This window comes from Serratia sp. JSRIV004 (assembly GCF_019968705.1).
In the GTDB taxonomy this organism is placed as follows: Bacteria; Pseudomonadota; Gammaproteobacteria; order Enterobacterales; family Enterobacteriaceae; genus Chania; species Chania fonticola_B.
In genome coordinates, this window is the sequence record NZ_CP074140.1 from 612,895 (window position 1) to 633,399 (window position 20,505).

Consider the following 20,505-nt stretch of genomic DNA (forward strand, 5'->3'; position numbering starts at 1 on the left):
AAACCTCAATCGATGATGCGACGCTAGTGATTCAAAATATTATCGGGTAACCAGCACTGTGCATCCAGGCCGCTGGCATCGGTGCGGTTTTCCAGACGTAGACAGCCGCGGTGTAGTTGTACGATACGGATCACGATATTCAATCCTAGCCCGCTGCCGCCATAACGCTGATCCATCCGGCGGAAGGCCTGAGTCAACTCTCCCGCCATTTCTTGCTTGATACCCGGTCCCTCGTCGATCACCTGTAAGCGTTGCCCATTATTCTCGGGAGTGAGCTGAACACGAATGACACTCTTCTCGGGGCCATAGCGGTGCGCATTTTCAACCAGATTACGCAGCATCAGGCGTAGCAGCACCGGATCGCCATGGGTCGGGGCATTGGCTGGCAGTTGCCAGACAATCTTTTGCCCGCGTAGAGCGGCAAGCTCCTCCAGCTCACCCTGCAACGGCTTGATAACGTTGGCCACCCAGTCAAACTGCTGGTAATGGCCGCTGGCGAAATCCTGCCCGGCGCGCGATAGCATCAGCAATTGCTCAACCACGTGCATCAGTTGGTCAATGCGGGCGATCAACTGTTTACTGCCCGCAACCCCCTGTTGCTCCATCAGTTCCAGATGCAGCCGGATCCCCGCCAGCGGCGTGCGTAATTCGTGGGCAGCATCGGCAGTGAACAGCCGCTCTTGCTGGATGGTATGATCAAGGCGCGAAAATAGCTGATTCAATGCCTTGGTGACCGCCACCATCTCCAGACTGTCGCTGGTTATCGGCAACGGCGTAAGATTATCTGCCGAACGTTTCTCCAGCTTTTCCTGCAGTTGATTCAGCGGCCGGATAATCCAGCTGATGGCCCAGAAGGAGGCCAGCAGGGTCACCACCATCATGATCAGCGAAGGGGCTAGCAGGGAAGCGATCGCTTCGGCAATCTCGGTATCGACCCGTTCGTTGCGGACTTTGGCCGACAGGGTTTCATCTACCAGGAAACTGATTTGCTCCTGGCTTTCGTGCCATAACCAAAACGCGCTGATGAGCTGGGTGACCAGCAGGATCAGGGCCAACATCAGCAGCAAACGACGGCGCATGCTGATCAAGATGCTGGCTCCAGTCGGTAACCGATGCCACGAACGGTACGGATACGATCTTTGCCCAGTTTACGGCGCAAGTTGTGCATATGGACTTCGAGGGTATTCGAGCCCAGATCGTCGTTCCAGGTATAGAGATCCTGTTGCAACAGCTCACGGTTGACGGTTTGCCCGGCCCGCATCATCAGACGCGACAGAATGGCAAACTCTTTCGGCGTGACGTCTATCGCCTGCTGTTGCAGATACACCTGCTGGCTGGACAGGTTGAGTGTCAGATCGTCCTGTTGCAGCAGGTTATCGCTGTGGCCCTGATAGCGGCGGATCAACGCCCGGACCCGGGCTTGCAGCTCAATTAGCGCAAAGGGTTTGACCAGATAGTCATCGGCACCGGCGTCCAGGCCATCGACACGGTCTTGCAACGCGTCGCGTGCGGTGAGGATCAACACCGGGATGCTGATGTGCTGACGGCGCCACTGCCGCAGCAGGGTGGCACCGTCGATATCTGGCAGGCCGAGGTCGAGGATCACCATACTGTACTGGCTGGTGACGATCAGGCTATTGGCCTGCGCAGCACTGGCCGCACAATCGCAGGCGTAGCCTTCGTTGGACATTGCCAACGCCACGCCTTGCTGCAATAACTCATCATCCTCAACAATCAGTAGCTTCATGCCCTTGGGCCTCAATTGTTCTGATAGATATCCCGATACAGCCGGCTTTCGAACCGCACCAGAGGCGCTCGGCGCTGTTTCTGATCTTCTGGCGGTACTGCGTAACCTGATAGATATTGAACGAAGGCAAGGCGCTGACCGCTGGCCGTGGTGATAAAGCCTGCCAGGTTATAGACCCCTTGCAGCGCCCCGGTTTTGGCAGAAACCTTACCGTCGACCCCGGCTTCGTGCAGGCCACCGCGATAGCGCAGCGTGCCGTCATAACCGGACAGCGGCAACATCGAGATAAAGTTGAGCTCGCTGTCGTGCTGAGCAATATATTGTAACGCCTGCATCATGGTAGCGGGTGCCAGCAGGTTGTGGCGTGACAGGCCAGAGCCGTCCACCACGATGCTGTTACCCAGATCTACCCCTGCCTTCTGGCGCAGAACCTGGCGTACTGCATCTGCCCCCGCGCGCCAGGTGCCCGGTACGCCAAAGCGTTCATGGCCGATAGTGCGAAACACGGTATCGGCAATCATGTTGTCCGACTTCTTCAGCATGATTTTCAGCAGGTCATGCAACGGTGCAGACTGCGTCTGGGCAATCACCGTGCCCGTCATGCCTGGCTGGGTTTGGCGTTTCAAATGGCCGCCAATCTGGATCCCTGACTTGACCAGCTCATCTTTCAGGATGGCACCGGCATAGCTGGCTCCGTCTTGAATGGCGAATGCCAACGGCAGTGGTTCACTGCGCTGGGTCAGGCATCCCGTCAGTGTAAAGCGGTTCAATTCGCCCGGCACCACATCCAGTTCACAATATTGGGCATCCGCAGAGCCTTTCGCCAGCGTTCTTACCTGGCTGAACATATTGACCGGGTAGAACGAGGCTACGCGAATAAACGCCATCTCACCGGGGTTAGGGGCGCTATAAAGGGAAACCGAGAAACAGTTGCGATCGACAATCGCTGCCGCTGGCGGGGCGCTGAAACATTGGGTCATATCGTTCCAGGGCCAGCCGGGCGCTTTGTCATGGCTGGCAAATACCGAGGTATCGACCAGCACATCGCCGCTGATTTCGCGCACTCCCTGTTTTTTCAGTTCCGCCACCATATTGCGCAGATTCTGCCGCTTGAAGGTGGGATCTCCGCTGAAACGGGCGATAAGGTTGCCACGCAACACGCCATCCGTGATGTTGCCCTGACTTTCCAGTGTCGTGGTGAAGCGATAGTCCGGCCCGAGCTGCAACAAAGCCGCCAGCGCGGTAAGCACCTTCTGGGTGCTGGCCGGGAGTGCCATTTGCTGTGAGTGATAGTCGATGGTTGGCGTGGTCGCGCCAATCTTCTGAACTATCAGGGCCAGGTTCGCCCCATCAGGCAAATATTGGGTGTAATCTTCAACCGGGGCCGCATGGGCATTAACAGCAAATGCGCAGGCCAATACACTGACAATTCGTGAAAAACGCATAATCTCGGGGTAACAGCTGGATAACGTGCTGTCATACTACGGTGCATCAAGGGATAAAGTAAACGATGACCCTTAAGGAACTCTAGGCTAAAATGCGTATCAAAATGCAAAATCGACGCTGACTTGGAGCAAACCTCCGAGCTCGGTTTCTTTTGTTTATCGCCTGGAGACGGAAGGCGCAACGTCTGCCGTAATTTCATACGAACACGTCAGGATGACGCTAATGCCCTGGGGATGTCGAGCTGCGGTTAGCTTGCAACACCACGGGTATATTTGAACAGGATAGATTTAGAGGTATTTAACGATGAAACAGATCCCGATGACCTTGTTTGGCGCAGAACAGCTGCGTGAAGAACTAGAATATTTGAAAGGTGTGCGTCGCCCGAAAATCATTGCCGACATCGCCACCGCACGCGAACACGGTGACCTGAAAGAAAACGCCGAGTACCATGCCGCTCGTGAACAGCAGGGTTTCTGTGAAGGGCGTATCCAGGAAATCGAGGCCAAACTGTCCAATGCGCAGGTGATCGACATCACCAAAATGCCTCAGACTGGCCGCGTGATTTTTGGCGCAACCGTCTCGGTGATGAACCTGGATACCGAAGATCAGGTGACTTACCGCATCGTGGGTGATGATGAAGCAGACTTTAAGAAAAATCTTATTTCTGTCAACTCACCTATGGCTCGTGGCCTGATTGGCAAAGAGCAGGATGATGTTGTTGTCATCAAAACCCCGGGTGGTGATGTAGAATACGAAATCCTGAAAGTAGAATATCTTTAATTTCGCCCGAGTTGGTTAAAAGTTCAGCAGGGTTTTGTAAAGAAAGGAAAAAGGCCGCAAGCGGCCTTTTATCTGAGCCCGGCGCATGGCACCGTCTCAGCAAACAGATTACGGATTAGCGCGGCAAAGTGATCTTGCGCTCTTTCGACGGGCGGTAAAGAATAAGCGTACTGCCGATCACTTGCACATTGCTGGCACCCGTTTCACGCACAATAGCGTCGGCGATCAGGGTTTTGGTTTCGCGATCTTCAGCTGCAATTTTTACTTTGATCAGCTCGTGATGCTCCAGAGCCAGCTCAATTTCAGCCAACACCCCTTCGGTGAGACCGTTATTACCCAGCATGACCACCGGTTTTAACGGATGTGCCAGGCCTTTCAGGTGTTGTTTTTGTTTATTATTCAGATTCATTGTCTTTTTTGCTTAAGTTGGGATTGAAAACGGTACATTCTACCGCCATCTCATGTGTATCACCAAATCGGTCTGCACCGAATTGAGTTTACGTGAGAAGCGAACCTGGCATGAGACTCTTTTTAGGATAGTTGGAATACTCGATGGCAAATAAAAAGCGTTCGGCCAGTTCCAGTCGCTGGCTCCAAGAACACTTTAGCGATAAATATGTACTGCAAGCGCAGAAAAAAGGGCTGCGCTCGCGCGCCTGGTTTAAACTTGATGAAATACAGCAAAGTGACAAACTGTTCAAACCGGGTATGACGGTCGTTGATTTGGGGGCTGCGCCGGGCGGTTGGTCGCAATATGTGGTAACCCAGATTGGTGGTAACGGGCGTATCATTGCCTGTGATATTTTGCCAATGGATCCTATCGTTGGCGTCGATTTCCTTCAGGGCGATTTTCGTGATGAACTGGTCCTCAAGGCACTGTTGGAACGTGTAGGTGATAGTAAGGTTCAGGTAGTCATGTCTGACATGGCCCCGAATATGAGCGGCACCCCGGCGGTCGATATCCCAAAATCGATGTATCTGGTGGAATTAGCACTGGAAATGTGTCGTGATGTTCTCGCACCAGGCGGTAGTTTCCTGGTGAAGGTGTTCCAGGGAGATGGTTTTGACGAGTACCTACGGGAAATTCGCTCCCTGTTTACGAAGGTTAAGATTCGTAAGCCAGACGCTTCTCGCGCACGTTCGCGTGAAGTGTACATTGTAGCGACAGGGCGGAAACTGTAGTACCCTAACGCTGTTTGTTAACACAGTTGTAATATGAGGTTAATCCCTTGAGTGACATGGCGAAAAACCTAATTCTCTGGCTAGTCATCGCGGTCGTTTTGATGTCGGTATTCCAGAGCTTTGGGCCCAGCGAGTCTAATGGCCGAAGGGTAGATTACTCTACCTTCATGACCGAACTGACCCAAGATCAGATCCGTGAAGCGCGCATTAATGGGCGTGAAATCAACGTTGTCCGTAAAGACAGCAACAAGTACACCACTTACATTCCGGTCAACGATCCGAAGTTGCTGGATACGTTGTTAACCAAAAACGTGAAAGTTGTTGGTGAGCCACCGGAAGAGCCAAGTTTGCTGGCTTCCATCTTTATTTCCTGGTTCCCAATGCTGCTGTTGATTGGGGTCTGGATCTTCTTCATGCGGCAAATGCAGGGCGGCGGCGGAAAGGGCGCGATGTCCTTCGGCAAGAGCAAGGCCCGTATGCTGACGGAAGACCAGATTAAAACCACTTTTGCCGACGTTGCAGGCTGTGACGAAGCAAAAGAAGAAGTGAGTGAACTGGTAGACTACCTGCGCGAACCGAGCCGTTTCCAGAAGCTGGGCGGTAAGATCCCGAAAGGCGTGCTGATGGTTGGCCCTCCGGGTACCGGTAAAACCCTGCTGGCGAAAGCGATTGCCGGCGAGGCGAAAGTCCCGTTCTTCACCATTTCCGGTTCTGACTTCGTCGAAATGTTCGTCGGTGTGGGTGCATCCCGCGTCCGTGACATGTTCGAACAGGCCAAGAAAGCGGCACCGTGCATCATCTTTATCGATGAAATCGACGCCGTAGGTCGCCAACGTGGTGCAGGTCTGGGCGGTGGTCACGATGAACGTGAGCAAACGCTGAACCAGATGCTGGTTGAGATGGACGGCTTTGAAGGCAACGAAGGCATTATCGTCATCGCGGCCACCAACCGTCCTGACGTACTGGACCCTGCGTTACTGCGTCCAGGCCGTTTTGACCGCCAAGTGGTGGTTGGGCTGCCAGACGTACGTGGCCGTGAGCAAATCCTGAAGGTGCACTCACGTCGTGTGCCGTTGGCGCCAGATGTTGATGCTTCTGTGCTTGCACGTGGTACTCCGGGCTTCTCCGGTGCGGACTTGGCCAACCTGGTCAACGAAGCGGCCCTGTTCGCAGCACGTGGCAACAAGCGCGTGGTGTCGATGGTGGAGTTCGAAAAGGCCAAAGACAAGATCATGATGGGGGCGGAACGTCGCTCCATGGTGATGACGGAAGCACAGAAAGAATCGACCGCCTATCACGAAGCGGGCCACGCCATCATTGGCCGCCTGGTTCCTGAGCATGACCCGGTGCATAAAGTCACGATTATTCCTCGTGGCCGTGCGCTCGGCGTGACCTTCTTCCTGCCGGAAGGGGATGCGATCAGCGCCAGCCGTCAGAAGCTGGAAAGCCAAATCTCTACCCTGTACGGTGGCCGTCTGGCAGAAGAAATTATTTACGGGCCGGAAAAAGTCTCTACCGGTGCATCGAACGACATTAAAGTTGCTACCTCGATCGCCCGCAACATGGTGACCCAATGGGGCTTCTCTGAGAAGCTGGGGCCATTGCTGTATGCGGAAGAAGAGGGCGAGGTGTTCCTGGGCCGTTCCGTGGCCAAGGCGAAACACATGTCGGACGAAACCGCGCGTATCATCGACCAGGAAGTCAAATCCCTGATTGAGCGCAACTACATTCGCGCTCGTTCGTTGCTGATGGAAAACATGGACATCCTGCATTCGATGAAAGATGCACTGATGAAATATGAAACCATCGATGCACCGCAGATCGACGACCTGATGAACCGTAAAGATGTGCGTCCGCCAGCCGGTTGGGACGACGTGGCGAAAAGCAACAACTCTGACAACGGTGGCAAACCACAAGCGCCAACGCCGGTAGATGAGCCGCGTACGCCAAACCCAGGCAACACCATGTCTGAACAGCTCGACAAGTAACATCGGCTGTAGCGTAAAATAAAACCCCGGCCAGCCGGGGTTTTTTATTGCTGGCTGAAAATTGCTGCCTCTCCTTGGATGAGAGGGGCGGGATCCACTCCAGGCAACACAGTTGTATTGACTCCAAGGTAGATTAATCATGCAGTTAACCGTGCGCGACCAAATCCTCGATCTCAACCATCCTCGGGTGATGGGGATCCTCAACGTTACCCCAGACTCCTTCTCTGACGGCGGGCGGCATAACTCGCTGAATGATGCCCTGCTGCATGCACATGCGCTGATTTCGGCGGGGGCAACGATGATCGACGTGGGGGGCGAGTCCACGCGCCCGGGTGCTGCCGAGGTCAGTGAAGAGGAAGAGATAGAGCGCGTTGTGCCGGTAGTGGAAGCCTTGGCGCAGCGGTTTGAGATTTTTATCTCGGTGGATACTTCAAAAGCCGGAGTGATCCGCGAATCCGCCAAAGCGGGCGCTCACCTGATCAACGACGTTCGCTCATTGCAGGAGCCTGGCGCGCTGCAGGCAGCCGCCGAAAGCGGTCTGCCAGTCTGCCTGATGCACATGCAAGGCGAGCCGCGTACCATGCAACAGGCACCGCATTACGATGACCTGATGGCGGACGTAAATGCGTTTTTCCAGCACCATATCGACCGCTGTATTGCTGGTGGCATAGCAAAACAGAAATTGTTGCTCGACCCAGGCTTCGGTTTCGGTAAGAATTTAGCGCATAATTATCAGCTTCTGGCCCGATTGGCGGAATTTCATCACTTTGGCTTGCCACTGTTGGTGGGGATGTCGCGTAAATCGATGATTGGGCAGCTATTGAATGTCCCACCCGAACAGCGGGTTATCGGCAGCGTGGCCTGTGCGGTGATTGCCGCGATGCAGGGGGCGCAGATAGTCAGAGTGCATGATGTCAAAGAAACCGTCGAGGCGATGCGTGTCGTCGAGGCAACACTTTCAGCTAAGGGATAGTAGAAACATGAGCGAACGCAAATACTTTGGTACCGACGGCATTCGTGGCAAGGTGGGTGACAGCCCGATAACCCCAGAGTTCGTCCTCAAGTTGGGCTGGGCGGCTGGTAAGGTATTGGCGCGCCATGGTTCCCGTAAAATCATCATCGGTAAAGATACCCGTATCTCAGGCTATATGCTGGAGTCAGCGCTGGAGGCCGGTTTAGCGGCGGCGGGGCTGTCTGCTTCGTTTACCGGCCCGATGCCAACCCCGGCAGTGGCTTATCTGACCAGAACGTTCCGTGCGGAAGCCGGGATCGTAATTTCTGCCTCACATAACCCGTTTTACGATAACGGCATCAAGTTCTTCTCCATCGACGGCGCCAAACTGCCAGACGATGTGGAAGAGGCCATCGAAGCGGAAATGGAAAAACCGCTGACCTGCGTCGAATCTGCCGAGTTGGGTAAAGCCAGCCGCATTGTCGATGCCGCAGGGCGCTATATCGAATTCTGTAAAGGCACCTTCCCGAGCGAACTGAGCCTGAACGGGCTGAAGATCGTGGTGGACTGCGCCAACGGCGCTACCTATCACATTGCCCCAAGCGTTTTGCGTGAGCTGGGCGCCACGGTGATCGCTATCGGCTGTGAGCCGGATGGCATGAACATCAACGAAGAGTGTGGCGCTACCGATGTACGTCAACTGCAGGCGCGCGTGCTGGAAGAACAGGCACACGTTGGCCTGGCCTTTGATGGCGATGGCGATCGCGTGATGATGGTGGATCACCTGGGTAACAAGGTCGACGGCGATCAGATCCTCTACATCATCGCTCGTGAAGGCCTGCGCCAAGGGCAGCTGCGCGGCGGTGCCGTGGGCACCCTGATGAGCAACATGGGCCTGGAGCTGGCACTGAAACAGCTCGGCATCCCGTTTGCCCGTGCCAAGGTGGGTGACCGCTACGTACTGGAAAAACTGCAAGAGCTGGGCTGGCGCATTGGGGCGGAAAACTCCGGCCACGTGATCCTGCTGGACAAAACCACCACCGGGGACGGTATCGTCGCAGGCCTGCAAGTGTTGACGGCGATCGTGCGTAATAACATGAGCCTGCACGACCTGTGCAGCGGCATGAAGTTACTGCCACAGATCCTGGTCAACGTGCGCTTTGTCGGTGAGCATAACCCGCTGGAGTCAGAGGCGGTGTTGAAGGTCGCTGAGCAGGTCGAAGCCGAGTTGGCCGGTCGTGGCCGCGTGCTGCTGCGTAAATCGGGCACTGAGCCACTGATCCGCGTGATGGTGGAAGGCGAAGATGAACAGCAGGTAATCGCGCTGGCGCACCGTATCGCCGATGCGGTCAAGCTGGCAGGTTAACACGCTGTTTTTACGCAGGTACGCTGTCAGTGCCTGCGTAATTTCCCGATTAGCCCTGCTTTTGCTGTTTTTTTCCGCAAACGCATCGGCGGTTGCAAATTGCCCTTGCGCGCTTTGATGGCTTTGGTTAGTATTCACACCCGCTTCAGTGGGCTGTTTTAGTGACACGCCACGCCTTCTTTAGTTTGGAAGCATCTGGGGTGAGAAGCATTTGGCACGCGGTGAACCCGCAAGGATACAGGTACCACTATGTACGAAGCTCTTCTGGTAATTTTCTTGCTGATATCGATCGGGCTAGTCGCTCTGATCATGCTACAGCAAGGTAAAGGCGCTGATATGGGAGCCTCATTCGGAGCAGGTGCTTCTGGCACGTTCTTCGGATCGACCGGTTCAGGCAACTTTATGACCCGCATGACGGCTGTTCTGGCGACGCTGTTCTTCGTCATCAGTCTGATCCTGGGCAACCTGAGCACCAATCAGGGCAAGAAAGGCAGCGAGTGGGAAAACCTGGGTCAGCCAGCGCAAACTGAGCAGACCAGCACTCCGGCAGCACCCGCTAAACCGGTCAGTGATATCCCGCAATAAGCCGCTGAAAAGTTTGAACACGGTTGTTTTCGACCTCAATAGAAACAACCGTTAGCAGTAAAAATCAGTACCGAGGTGGTGGAATTGGTAGACACGCTACCTTGAGGTGGTAGTGCCCTAACGGGCTTGTGGGTTCGAGTCCCATCCTCGGTACCAAATCCCAGAGATAACTTGCGTTTTTGCAATTATCAGCGTAATATTTGCCACGTTTTCGGACGCGGGGTGGAGCAGCCTGGTAGCTCGTCGGGCTCATAACCCGAAGGTCGTCGGTTCAAATCCGGCCCCCGCAACCACTTTCCTTTAAGTGTCTATTTTCAAATACACTTTTCGATTGAATTCCGCTTTTCTCGATCAACATTTGAAAATGACACTTGCTAGAAAGTTGCACCGAAGCCGCTTTGCGGCAAACAGGGTCCAGTTGCATAAAGCCCCGAATTTTCGGGGTTTTTTGTTATTTGGCAACAGAATCACTGGGCTATTAGGCCCTTTTTTTATGTCTTGGGGGTGGGCTTGTCCACATTAGAGCAAAAATTAACAGAGATGCTTTCCGCACCGGTAGAGGCGTTGGGCTTTGAGCTCGTAGGCATCGAATTTATTCGGGCGCGCCAATCGACACTACGCATCTATATTGATAGTGACAACGGAATCAATGTTGATGATTGCGCTGATGTCAGCCACCAGGTCAGCGCTGTGCTGGACGTCGAAGATCCGATTACGGTCGCTTACAACCTGGAAGTTTCCTCTCCTGGCCTTGAGCGCCCTATGTTCACCGCGGAACACTATCAACGTTTTCTCGGTGAAGAAGTCAGCGTTGTTCTGCGTATGGCGATACAAAACCGCCGCAAATGGCAGGGCATCATCAAGTCTGTAGAAGGCGAGATGATCACGGTTACTGTGGATGGGAAAGATGAAGTGTTCGCGCTGAGCAATATTCAGAAAGCGAACCTGGTACCCCACTTTTAAAGTTTGGATGAGGCAACTAGGATGAACAAAGAGATTCTGGCTGTTGTTGAAGCAGTTTCCAATGAAAAATCCCTACCACGTGAGAAGATTTTCGAAGCCCTGGAAACCGCTTTAGCCACCGCCACCAAGAAAAAATATGAGCAGGAAATCGAGGTCCGTGTCAGCATAGACCGTAAGACTGGCGATTTCGATACCTTCCGCCGTTGGGTTGCCGTTGATGAAGTGACCCAGCCAACGCGTGAGATCACGCTGGAAGCTGCACAGTATGAAGATCCGTCCATAGAACTGGGCGGTTATATCGAAGATCAGATCGAATCTGTGACCTTCGACCGTATCACCACTCAGACCGCTAAGCAGGTTATCGTACAGAAAGTGCGTGAAGCCGAGCGTGCGATGGTGGTTGACGCCTTCCGCCAACACGAAGGTGAGATCGTCACCGGCGTGGTGAAAAAAGTTAACCGTGACAGCATTGCGCTGGATCTGGGTAGCAACGCCGAAGCGGTCATTGGCCGTGAAGACATGCTACCACGGGAAAACTTCCGCCCAGGTGACCGTATCCGCGGTGTACTGTACGCAGTACGTCCGGAAGCGCGCGGTGCGCAACTGTTCGTCAGCCGTTCCAGCCCGGATATGCTCAAAGAGCTGTTCCGCATCGAAGTGCCGGAAATTGGCGAAGAAGTGATTGAGATTAAAGCGGCAGCCCGCGATCCTGGCTCCCGTGCAAAAATTGCCGTGAAAACCAACGACAAGCGTATCGACCCGGTCGGTGCCTGTGTCGGTATGCGCGGTGCCCGCGTCCAGGCCGTTTCGAGCGAGCTTGGCGGGGAACGTATTGATATCATCCTGTGGGATGATAACCCTGCACAGTTCGTCATTAACGCCATGGCCCCGGCAGATGTTGCCTCGATCGTGGTGGATGAAGATCGGTGCACGATGGATATCGCCGTTGAAGCCAGCAACCTGGCACAGGCGATCGGCCGTAATGGCCAAAACGTGCGTTTAGCTTCCCAACTGTTGAAACAGCATCGTGATGATGATCGCTGGGAACTGAACGTGATGACGGCGGACGATCTGCAGGCCAAGCATCAGGCCGAGGCTCATGCCGCCATTGATACCTTCACCAAGTATCTTGATATCGACGAAGATTTCGCCACCGTTCTGGTCGAAGAAGGCTTCTCTACTCTGGAAGAACTGGCTTACGTGCCAATCAAAGAGCTGCTGGAAATCGACGGTCTGGATGAAGATATGGTTGAAGCGTTGCGCGATCGCGCCAAAGCTGCATTGACCACGCTGGCCCTGGCACAGGAAGAAAGCCTGGGCGACCAAAAACCTGCTGATGATTTGCTCAACCTTCCGGGTCTTGAGCGCAGCATGGCCTTTAAACTGGCCGCGCGTGGGGTTTGTACGCTGGAAGATCTTGCCGAGCAGGGTGTTGACGATCTGGCTGATATTGAAGGGCTTAGCGATGAGCAAGCCGGCGAGCTGATTATGGCCGCACGTAATATCTGTTGGTTTGGCGACAACGCGTAATAACTGTAGCAGGAAGGAACAGCATGACGACAGATGTAACCGTAAAATCGCTGGCAGCAGAGATACAGACACCGGTTGATCGCCTGGTACAGCAGTTTGCTGATGCAGGGATCAACAAGTCTGAGACCGACTCTGTGACACAGCATGAGAAAGAAACCTTATTGGCGCACCTGAACCGTGAACACGGTAGTGCGCCAAGCAAACTCACGTTGCAGCGCAAAACGCGCAGCACCTTGAATATTCCGAGCACCGGCGGTAAGAGTAAATCGGTGCAAATTGAGGTCCGCAAGAAACGCACTTATGTAAATCGCGATCCGCAGGAAGCCCAACAGGCTGAAGCGGCTGAGCAGGCACAGCGTGAAGCGGAAGAGCAGGCAAGGCGCGAAGCGGAAGAGCTAGCGAAACGCGAAGCAGAAGCTAAGCGCGCAGCCGAAGAGCAAGCCAAACGTGAGGCCGCGGAGATTGCTAAGCGTAATTCAGCGGAAAAAGAAAAAGTGACCAATCAACATACCGACGAAATGACCAAGCCAGCTCAGGCAGAAAAAGCACGCCGTGAAGCCGAAGCCGCCGAACTGAAACGTAAAGCGGAAGAAGAAGTACGCCGTAAGGTGGAAGAAGACGCCAAACGCGTAGCGGAAGAAGCGCGCCGTATGGCCGAAGAAAACGGTGAGAAGTGGGCCGAAGCCGAAGCAGCAAGTGCTGCGGTTGAAACAGCCGACTACCACGTAACCACCTCCGAGCACGCTCGTGCTGCCGAAGACGAAAACGACGCCAAAGTTGAAGGCGAGCGCCGTAGCCGTACTCGCGGTGGCAAAGCGACCAAACAGAAGAAAGGCAACAAGCTCTCCGAGTCTAAAGCAGACCGCGAAGAAGCTCGCACCATGACCCGTGGCGGTAAAGGCAAGCGTAAGCCAAGCACCCTGCAGCAGGGCTTTAACAAGCCAGCTCAGGTAGTGAACCGTGACGTGGTGATTGGCGAGACTATCACCGTTGCCGAACTGGCTAACAAGATGGCGGTAAAAGGGTCTCAGGTCATCAAAGCGATGATGAAGCTGGGCGCCATGGCCACCATCAACCAGGTCATCGACCAGGAAACCGCACAGCTGGTTGCCGAAGAGATGGGCCACAAAGTTATCCTGCGTCGTGAGAACGAGCTGGAAGAAGCGCTGATGAGCGACCGTGACACCGGCGCAGGTGCCGAGTCTCGTGCACCAGTCGTGACCATCATGGGCCACGTTGACCATGGTAAAACCTCTCTGCTCGACTACATCCGCTCCACCAAGGTGGCAGTTGGCGAAGCCGGTGGTATTACCCAGCACATCGGTGCTTACCACGTAGAAACCGAAAACGGCATGATCACCTTCCTGGATACCCCAGGTCACGCAGCGTTTACCTCAATGCGTGCTCGTGGTGCTCAGGCGACCGATATCGTGGTTCTGGTAGTAGCAGCAGACGACGGCGTGATGCCACAAACCATCGAAGCCATTCAGCATGCTCAGGCGGCTAAAGTGCCATTGGTGGTTGCGGTTAACAAAATTGACAAGCCAGAAGCCGATCCAGATCGCGTTAAGCAAGAGCTGTCTCAGTATGGCGTTATGCCAGAAGAGTGGGGCGGTGAAGCTCAGTTCGTCCACGTATCTGCGAAAGCCGGTACCGGTATCGACGAACTGTTGAACGCTATCCTGCTGCAGGCCGAAGTTCTCGAACTGAAAGCGGTTCGTAGCGGCATGGCGAGCGGTGTGGTAATCGAATCCTTCCTGGATAAAGGTCGTGGCCCAGTGGCTACCGTACTGGTACAGGAAGGGACGCTGAACAAGGGCGATATCGTCCTGTGTGGCTTCGAGTATGGCCGTGTTCGTGCGATGCGTGACGAATTGGGCCGTGAAGTGACCTCTGCGGGTCCTTCTATCCCAGTTGAGATCCTGGGCCTGTCCAGCGTTCCTGCTGCGGGTGACGAAGCGACCGTAGTGCGTGACGAGAAGAAAGCGCGTGAAGTTGCGCTGTACCGTCAAGGCAAGTTCCGCGAAGTGAAACTGGCTCGCCAGCAGAAATCTAAACTGGAGAACATGTTCGCGAACATGACCGAAGGTGAAGTTTCTGAACTGAACATCGTGCTGAAAACCGACGTACAGGGTACCTGTGAAGCGATTTCCGATTCACTGCAGAAACTCTCCACCGACGAAGTGAAGGTGAAGATTGTGGGTTCTGGCGTAGGTGGTATCACCGAAACCGACGCGACCCTGGCTGCGGCATCCAACGCCATCATCCTGGGCTTCAACGTGCGTGCGGATGCTTCTGCTCGCCGCGTGATTGAGTCAGAAAGCCTGGATCTGCGTTACTACTCCGTGATCTATAACCTGATCGACGAAGTGAAGCAGGCGATGAGCGGTATGTTGGCGCCTGAGTACAAACAGCAGATCATCGGTCTGGCTGAAGTACGTGATGTGTTCAAATCACCTAAGTTCGGCGCTGTTGCCGGCTGTATGGTGACCGAAGGCAACATCAAGCGTCACAACCCAATCCGCGTGCTGCGTGACAACGTGGTTATCTATGAAGGCGAGCTGGAATCCCTGCGCCGCTTCAAAGATGACGTTAACGAAGTCCGTAACGGTATGGAATGTGGTATCGGCGTTAAGAACTACAACGACGTGCGCGTTGGCGACATGATCGAAGTGTTCGAAATCATCGAGATCCAGCGTACTATCGCTTAAGCCTCGAAAAACGCTTAAATCTGTTTTTAGGGGGGCCTTGTGCCCCCCGATTTGTCTGGAGGGTTTCCAAATGGCAAAAGAATTCAGCCGCGGTCAACGCGTGGCACAAGAAATGCAAAAAGAGATTGCGATGATCTTGCAGCGTGAAGTCAAAGATCCGCGTGTCGGCATGGCTACCGTTTCAGGTGTTGAAGTGTCTCGCGATCTGGCTTACGCCAAAGTTTACGTCACCTTCCTGAACGTGCTGACCGAAAACCACGATCCGGATCTGGTGACCAACGGCATTAAAGCGTTGCAGGATGCCTCTGGCTATATCCGTACGCTGCTGGGCAAAGCGATGCGCCTGCGCGTAGTGCCGGAACTGACCTTCTCCTACGACAACTCACTGGTTGAAGGCATGCGTATGTCCAACCTGGTGACCAACGTAGTGAAGAACGATGCCGAACGTCGCAATGCATCAGGCGATGAAGAGGAGGCTTAATGAGTCGCCCTCGCCGTCGCGGCCGTGACATTCACGGTGTACTGCTGCTGGACAAACCGCAGGGCCTGTCGTCTAACGATGCCCTGCAAAAAGTAAAGCGTATCTACAATGCCAACCGCGCGGGCCACACCGGCGCGCTCGATCCACTGGCGACCGGTATGCTGCCAATCTGTCTGGGTGAGGCCACCAAATTCTCCCAATATCTGCTCGATTCCGACAAGCGTTACCGCGTGATTGCCCGCTTGGGCCAGCGCACGGACACCTCGGATGCCGATGGTCAGATCGTGCAGGAGCGCCCGGTAAACTTCACCCAAGCGCAGCTCGAAACCGCGCTGGACACCTTCAGGGGTAACATCCAGCAGGTGCCTTCGATGTATTCCGCACTGAAATACCAGGGCAAAAAGCTGTATGAATATGCTCGCCAGGGAATCGAAGTCCCGCGTGAAGCACGCAGCATCACCGTGTATGAGTTGCAGTTTATCCGCTGGGAAGGGGATGAGCTTGAGCTGGAAATTCACTGCTCAAAAGGCACCTACATCCGCACTATCACGGATGACCTCGGTGAGTTGCTGGGCTGTGGCGCACACGTGATTTATCTGCGTCGCCTGCAGGTGGCGAAGTATCCGATCGCCCGTATGGTCACGCTGGAACAGTTGAATGCTCTAGTGGAGCAGGCACAGGAGCAGGGCATTGCGCCAGGCGAACTGCTCGATCCGTTGCTGATGCCGATGGATAGCCCGGCCGAAGATTTCCCTGAAGTGAACCTGCTGCCAGCGGTAGCGGGTTACGTCAAACAGGGGCAGCCGGTGCAGGCCGCAGGGGCTCCGGCCTCGGGTCTGGTGCGCATTACCGAAGGCGAAGAACGTAAATTTATCGGCATTGGCGAGATTGCCGATGATGGCCGAGTCGCGCCACGCCGCCTGGTTGTCGAATATTTCGACTGACCTGCCCGCCTTGCGATCGCCCTGCGCTAAGAGTAGAATGGCGCAGCTTATGCATTGGGTTGCTGAATTAGAGATCGGCGCCTGTATTTATTATCTATAATTCTGGAGTATGACAATGTCTCTAAGTGTTGAAGCTAAAGCTAAAATCGTAGCTGACTTCGGTCGTGGTACTAACGACAGCGGTTCTACCGAAGTTCAGGTTGCCCTGTTGACTGCGCAGATCAACCATCTGCAAGGCCACTTCTCAGAGCACAAAAAAGATCACCACAGCCGTCGTGGTCTGCTGCGTATGGTTTCTCAGCGTCGTAAGCTGCTGGACTACCTGAAGCGTAAAGATGTAGCACGTTACACCAGCCTGATCGAGCGTCTGGGTCTGCGTCGCTAATCGAGCAAGTTTCAGGAGAAAGGGGCCAAATGTGGCCCCTTTCTTCTAGGAAGCATAAGCAAATCAGGTTAATGTATTACTGAGGATCTTCCGTTACAGAGGTTCGCGCGGCTAATGAGAGGCTTTATCTCATGAGAGATAAGGATTGTCATTAGTCGCGAGGATGTAGTGAGAAGGTCAGTGAACCACAGGCGTGTCGAGTCGAAGAACGATTGCGCGCCCCCAATTAAGGATTAAATTTTGCTGACTCCGATTATTCGCAAATTCCAGTATGGCCAACACACCGTGACGCTTGAGACCGGTATGATGGCACGTCAAGCCACTGCCGCCGTGATGGTGAGCATGGATGACACTGCAGTATTCGTCACCGTAGTAGGCCAGAAGAAAGCCAAACCAGGCCAGAGCTTCTTCCCTCTGACCGTGAACTATCAGGAGCGTACCTACGCTGCTGGCCGTATCCCGGGTAGCTTCTTCCGTCGTGAAGGCCGTCCGAGCGAAGGCGAAACCCTGACTTCCCGTCTGATCGACCGTCCGATCCGCCCACTGTTCCCAGATAGCTTCCTGAACGAAGTGCAAGTGATCGCTACCGTGGTTTCCGTGAACCCACAGGTGAACCCAGACATCGTAGCGATGATCGGTGCCTCTGCTGCCCTGAGCCTGTCCGGTATTCCGTTCAATGGCCCAATCGGTGCTGCACGCGTGGGTTACATCAACGATCAGTACGTACTGAACCCAACTACCGATGAGCTGAAAGAAAGCCGTCTGGACCTGGTGGTTGCCGGTACCGCTGGTGCAGTACTGATGGTGGAATCCGAAGCTGACGTGCTGAGCGAAGATCAGATGCTGGGCGCAGTCGTGTTTGGCCATGACCAACAGCAAATCGTTATCGAAAACATTAACGCTCTGGTTGCCGAAGCTGGCAAGCCGAAGTGGGATTGGCAGGCACCTGCAGTTAACGAAGCGCTGCATGCGCGCGTAGCTGAGCTGGCTGAAAGCCGTCTGGGCGATGCTTACCACATCACCGAAAAACAAGAGCGTTACGCTCAGGTTGATGCGATCAAAGACAGCGTAGTGGAAACTCTGCTGGCGCAAGACGAAACTCTGGACGCGTCTGAAATTCAGGACATCCTCGGCACCGTTGAGAAAAACGTCGTACGTAGCCGTGTGCTGCGTGGCGAGCCGCGTATCGATGGCCGTGAGAAAGACATGATCCGTGGTCTGGACGTGCGCACTGGCGTTCTGCCACGTACCCACGGTTCCGCACTGTTCACCCGTGGTGAAACCCAGGCGCTGGTTACCGCCACTCTGGGTACCGCGCGTGACGCACAGAACATCGACGAGCTGATGGGCGAGAAAACCGACAGCTTCCTGTTCCACTACAACTTCCCTCCGTACTCTGTTGGTGAAACCGGCATGGTAGGTTCACCGAAGCGTCGTGAAATCGGCCATGGTCGTCTGGCAAAACGTGGCGTTTTAGCTATGATGCCTAAACCAGAAGATTTCCCGTACACCGTACGTGTGGTGTCTGAAATCACCGAATCCAACGGTTCTTCTTCAATGGCTTCCGTTTGTGGTGCTTCTCTGGCACTGATGGACGCAGGTGTGCCAATCAAGGCCGCCGTTGCGGGTATCGCAATGGGCCTGGTGAAAGAAGAAGAAAACTTTGTCGTACTGTCTGATATTCTGGGTGACGAAGATCACCTGGGCGACATGGACTTCAAAGTGGCCGGTAGCCGCGAGGGTATCACCGCGCTGCAGATGGACATTAAAATTGAAGGTATCACCCGCGAAATCATGCAGGTGGCTCTGAACCAGGCCAAGGGTGCGCGTCTGCACATTCTGGGCGTGATGGAACAGGCTATCAGCACGCCGCGTGGCGATATCTCTGAGTTTGCACCGCGTATTCACACCATCAAGATCAATCCAGACAAGATCAAAGATGTGATCGGTAAAGGTGGCTCAGTCATCCGTGCGTTGACCGAAGAAACTGGCACCACCATCGAAATTGAAGATGACGGTACAGTGAAGATTGCTGCAACCGACGGCGACAAAGCGAAGTTCGCTATCCGCCGCATCGAAGAGATCACCGCTGAGATCGAAGTTGGCCGTGTGTATCAGGGTAAAGTGACCCGTATCGTTGATTTTGGTGCCTTCGTGGCCATCGGCGGCGGTAAAGAAGGCCTGGTGCACATCTCTCAAATCGCTGACAAGCGCGTTGAGAAAGTGACCGACTATCTGCAGATGGGTCAGGAAGTCCCGGTTAAGGTAATGGAAGTTGATCGCCAGGGCCGTGTGCGTCTGAGCATCAAAGAAGCTACAGCGCCAGAATCCGCTGCGGCTCCTGCACCAGAAGCAGAATAACTGTATCAGCAGTTTTACAGCTCCCTGCCGTTAGGGTTGGGGGCTGTCCTTATCGCGTGGGTAGGATACTCGCGTATTAGCAAGCGGAGGACAGGACGTTCATCCAATGTTTGTCTTCGGGAGTGGGAAATGAAGCCTTTCTTGCGCTGGTGTTACGTTGCGACAGCACTATTGCTGGCAGGATGCAGCAACCATGATTGGCGTAAAGACGAAGTTCTGGCTATTCCGTTGCAGCCTACGCTGCAGCAGGAAGTGATCCTGGCGCGCATGGAACAAATCCTTGCCAGCCGGGCATTAACGGACGATGAGCGAGCACAGCTTTTATATGAGCGCGGTGTGCTGTATGATAGCCTTGGTTTACGTGCTCTAGCGCGCAATGATTTTTCACAAGCGCTAGCGATACGTCCTGATATGCCAGAAGTTTTCAACTACCTGGGCATTTACTTAACGCAGGCAGGCAATTTTGATGCTGCCTATGAAGCGTTTGATTCTGTACTAGAGCTTGATCCAACTTACAATTACGCGCGTTTAAACCGGGGCATCGCACTGTATTATGGCGGCCGCTTCCCGTTGGCGCAGGATGATCTGCAGGCGTTTTATCAAGACGACCCAAACGATCCCTTCCGTTCGCTGTGGCTTTATCTGGTGGAGAGAGAAATCGATCCCAAGATGGCTACCGTATCGCTCCAGCAGCGTTATGACAAATCGGACAGAGGGCAATGGGGATGGAATATTGTCGAATTCTACCTGGGCAAAATCAGCGAAAAAACGCTGATGGAACGCCTCAAGGCAGATGCAACGGATAACACTTCGCTCGCTGAGCATCTCAGTGAAACTGACTTCTATTTAGGTAAGCACTACCTAAGTCTGGGGGACAAGGACACCGCTTCGGCGCTGTTCAAACTGACGGTGGCTAACAACGTTCATAACTTTGTTGAGCACCGCTATGCATTGTTGGAATTGGCGCTGTTGGGCCAAGAACAAGACGACCTATCGGAATCGGACCAGCAATAGCTGACGGACACTTATCAGCCTGATTTACATTGGTTTTTTGACCAAAGTAATCGCCTTGACGGGCGAGGGC

Annotated in this window: 18 protein-coding genes and 2 tRNA genes; 16 read left to right on the top strand and 4 right to left on the bottom strand. The window is 54.2% G+C overall.

Annotated elements, in window-relative coordinates; genetic code table 11:
- Window positions 1-23: 23 nt before the first annotated feature.
- Genes pmrB through dacB form a run of 3 tightly spaced genes read right to left on the bottom strand, consistent with a single transcriptional unit; the run spans window position 24 to window position 3,192 of the window.
- A complete protein-coding gene (pmrB, locus tag KGP21_RS02880; RefSeq protein WP_223500779.1) occupies window positions 24-1,088 on the bottom strand; it encodes a two-component system sensor histidine kinase PmrB in 1,065 nt (354 codons plus the stop codon).
- Window positions 1,085-1,747 (bottom strand): two-component system response regulator PmrA, encoded by a 663-nt coding sequence (gene pmrA, locus KGP21_RS02885; protein WP_021179042.1) that lies wholly within the window; start codon window positions 1,745-1,747, stop codon window positions 1,085-1,087. The genes pmrB and pmrA overlap by 4 nt, the downstream gene beginning before the upstream one ends.
- A gap of 11 nt (window positions 1,748-1,758) precedes the next feature.
- The gene (dacB, locus tag KGP21_RS02890; RefSeq protein ID WP_059199541.1) at window positions 1,759-3,192 is read right to left on the bottom strand and encodes a serine-type D-Ala-D-Ala carboxypeptidase; all 1,434 of its coding nucleotides are present in this window, start codon (window positions 3,190-3,192) and stop codon (window positions 1,759-1,761) included.
- A gap of 304 nt (window positions 3,193-3,496) precedes the next feature.
- Here dacB and greA point away from each other — a divergent pair, with 304 nt between their 5' ends.
- Window positions 3,497-3,973, top strand: coding sequence for a transcription elongation factor GreA (gene greA, locus KGP21_RS02895; RefSeq protein ID WP_021807521.1), 477 nt, complete (start codon window positions 3,497-3,499; stop codon window positions 3,971-3,973).
- Window positions 3,974-4,088: 115 nt separating this feature from the next.
- Here the strand turns inward: greA and yhbY are convergent, their stop codons facing one another.
- Complete coding sequence (gene yhbY / locus KGP21_RS02900) at window positions 4,089-4,382, bottom strand: ribosome assembly RNA-binding protein YhbY (protein WP_021179045.1); 294 nt, start codon at window positions 4,380-4,382, stop codon at window positions 4,089-4,091.
- 143 nt (window positions 4,383-4,525) lie between these two features.
- On the opposite strand from yhbY, the gene rlmE reads away from it, so the two are divergent.
- The 15 genes from rlmE to nlpI all read left to right on the top strand — a co-directional run bounded on the left by rlmE (window position 4,526) and on the right by nlpI (window position 20,435).
- Window positions 4,526-5,155 carry a 23S rRNA (uridine(2552)-2'-O)-methyltransferase RlmE gene (rlmE, locus tag KGP21_RS02905; protein WP_021179046.1) on the top strand — a complete coding sequence of 210 codons (630 nt, stop codon included), beginning with the start codon at window positions 4,526-4,528 and terminating at the stop codon, window positions 5,153-5,155.
- A gap of 56 nt (window positions 5,156-5,211) precedes the next feature.
- On the top strand, window positions 5,212-7,143 hold the full coding sequence (ftsH, locus tag KGP21_RS02910; protein ID WP_037376529.1) for an ATP-dependent zinc metalloprotease FtsH: 1,932 nt from the start codon (window positions 5,212-5,214) through the stop codon (window positions 7,141-7,143).
- 139 nt (window positions 7,144-7,282) lie between these two features.
- Window positions 7,283-8,116, top strand: coding sequence for a dihydropteroate synthase (folP, locus tag KGP21_RS02915; RefSeq protein WP_021807519.1), 834 nt, complete (start codon window positions 7,283-7,285; stop codon window positions 8,114-8,116).
- 7 nt (window positions 8,117-8,123) lie between these two features.
- The gene (glmM, locus tag KGP21_RS02920; protein WP_024483368.1) at window positions 8,124-9,461 is read left to right on the top strand and encodes a phosphoglucosamine mutase; all 1,338 of its coding nucleotides are present in this window, start codon (window positions 8,124-8,126) and stop codon (window positions 9,459-9,461) included.
- A gap of 249 nt (window positions 9,462-9,710) precedes the next feature.
- Window positions 9,711-10,046: a preprotein translocase subunit SecG gene (secG, locus tag KGP21_RS02925; protein ID WP_024483369.1), complete on the top strand. Its 336-nt coding sequence runs from the start codon at window positions 9,711-9,713 to the stop codon at window positions 10,044-10,046.
- 69 nt (window positions 10,047-10,115) lie between these two features.
- Window positions 10,116-10,202, top strand: a tRNA-Leu gene (locus tag KGP21_RS02930).
- A 60-nt stretch (window positions 10,203-10,262) separates the two neighbouring features.
- A tRNA-Met gene (locus KGP21_RS02935) sits at window positions 10,263-10,339 on the top strand.
- Between the two features lie 217 nt (window positions 10,340-10,556).
- On the top strand, window positions 10,557-11,009 hold the full coding sequence (rimP, locus tag KGP21_RS02940; RefSeq protein WP_024529072.1) for a ribosome maturation factor RimP: 453 nt from the start codon (window positions 10,557-10,559) through the stop codon (window positions 11,007-11,009).
- 21 nt (window positions 11,010-11,030) lie between these two features.
- Entirely contained in the window at window positions 11,031-12,539 is a 1,509-nt protein-coding gene (gene nusA / locus KGP21_RS02945; protein WP_021179051.1) for a transcription termination factor NusA, read from the top strand.
- Between the two features lie 23 nt (window positions 12,540-12,562).
- Entirely contained in the window at window positions 12,563-15,250 is a 2,688-nt protein-coding gene (infB, locus tag KGP21_RS02950; RefSeq protein ID WP_021807516.1) for a translation initiation factor IF-2, read from the top strand.
- Between the two features lie 70 nt (window positions 15,251-15,320).
- Complete coding sequence (gene rbfA / locus KGP21_RS02955; protein WP_021179053.1) at window positions 15,321-15,731, top strand: 30S ribosome-binding factor RbfA; 411 nt, start codon at window positions 15,321-15,323, stop codon at window positions 15,729-15,731.
- Window positions 15,731-16,675, top strand: a complete 945-nt coding sequence (gene truB / locus KGP21_RS02960; RefSeq protein WP_223537178.1) for a tRNA pseudouridine(55) synthase TruB — start codon at window positions 15,731-15,733, stop codon at window positions 16,673-16,675. Before rbfA ends, truB begins: the two co-directional genes overlap by 1 nt.
- Window positions 16,676-16,790: 115 nt before the next feature.
- Window positions 16,791-17,060, top strand: a complete 270-nt coding sequence (gene rpsO, locus KGP21_RS02965) for a 30S ribosomal protein S15 (protein ID WP_010279698.1) — start codon at window positions 16,791-16,793, stop codon at window positions 17,058-17,060.
- A 240-nt stretch (window positions 17,061-17,300) separates the two neighbouring features.
- Entirely contained in the window at window positions 17,301-19,421 is a 2,121-nt protein-coding gene (gene pnp / locus KGP21_RS02970; RefSeq protein WP_021179055.1) for a polyribonucleotide nucleotidyltransferase, read from the top strand.
- Window positions 19,422-19,550: 129 nt separating this feature from the next.
- Window positions 19,551-20,435 (top strand): lipoprotein NlpI, encoded by an 885-nt coding sequence (gene nlpI / locus KGP21_RS02975; RefSeq protein WP_021179056.1) that lies wholly within the window; start codon window positions 19,551-19,553, stop codon window positions 20,433-20,435.
- Window positions 20,436-20,505: the final 70 nt, after the last annotated feature.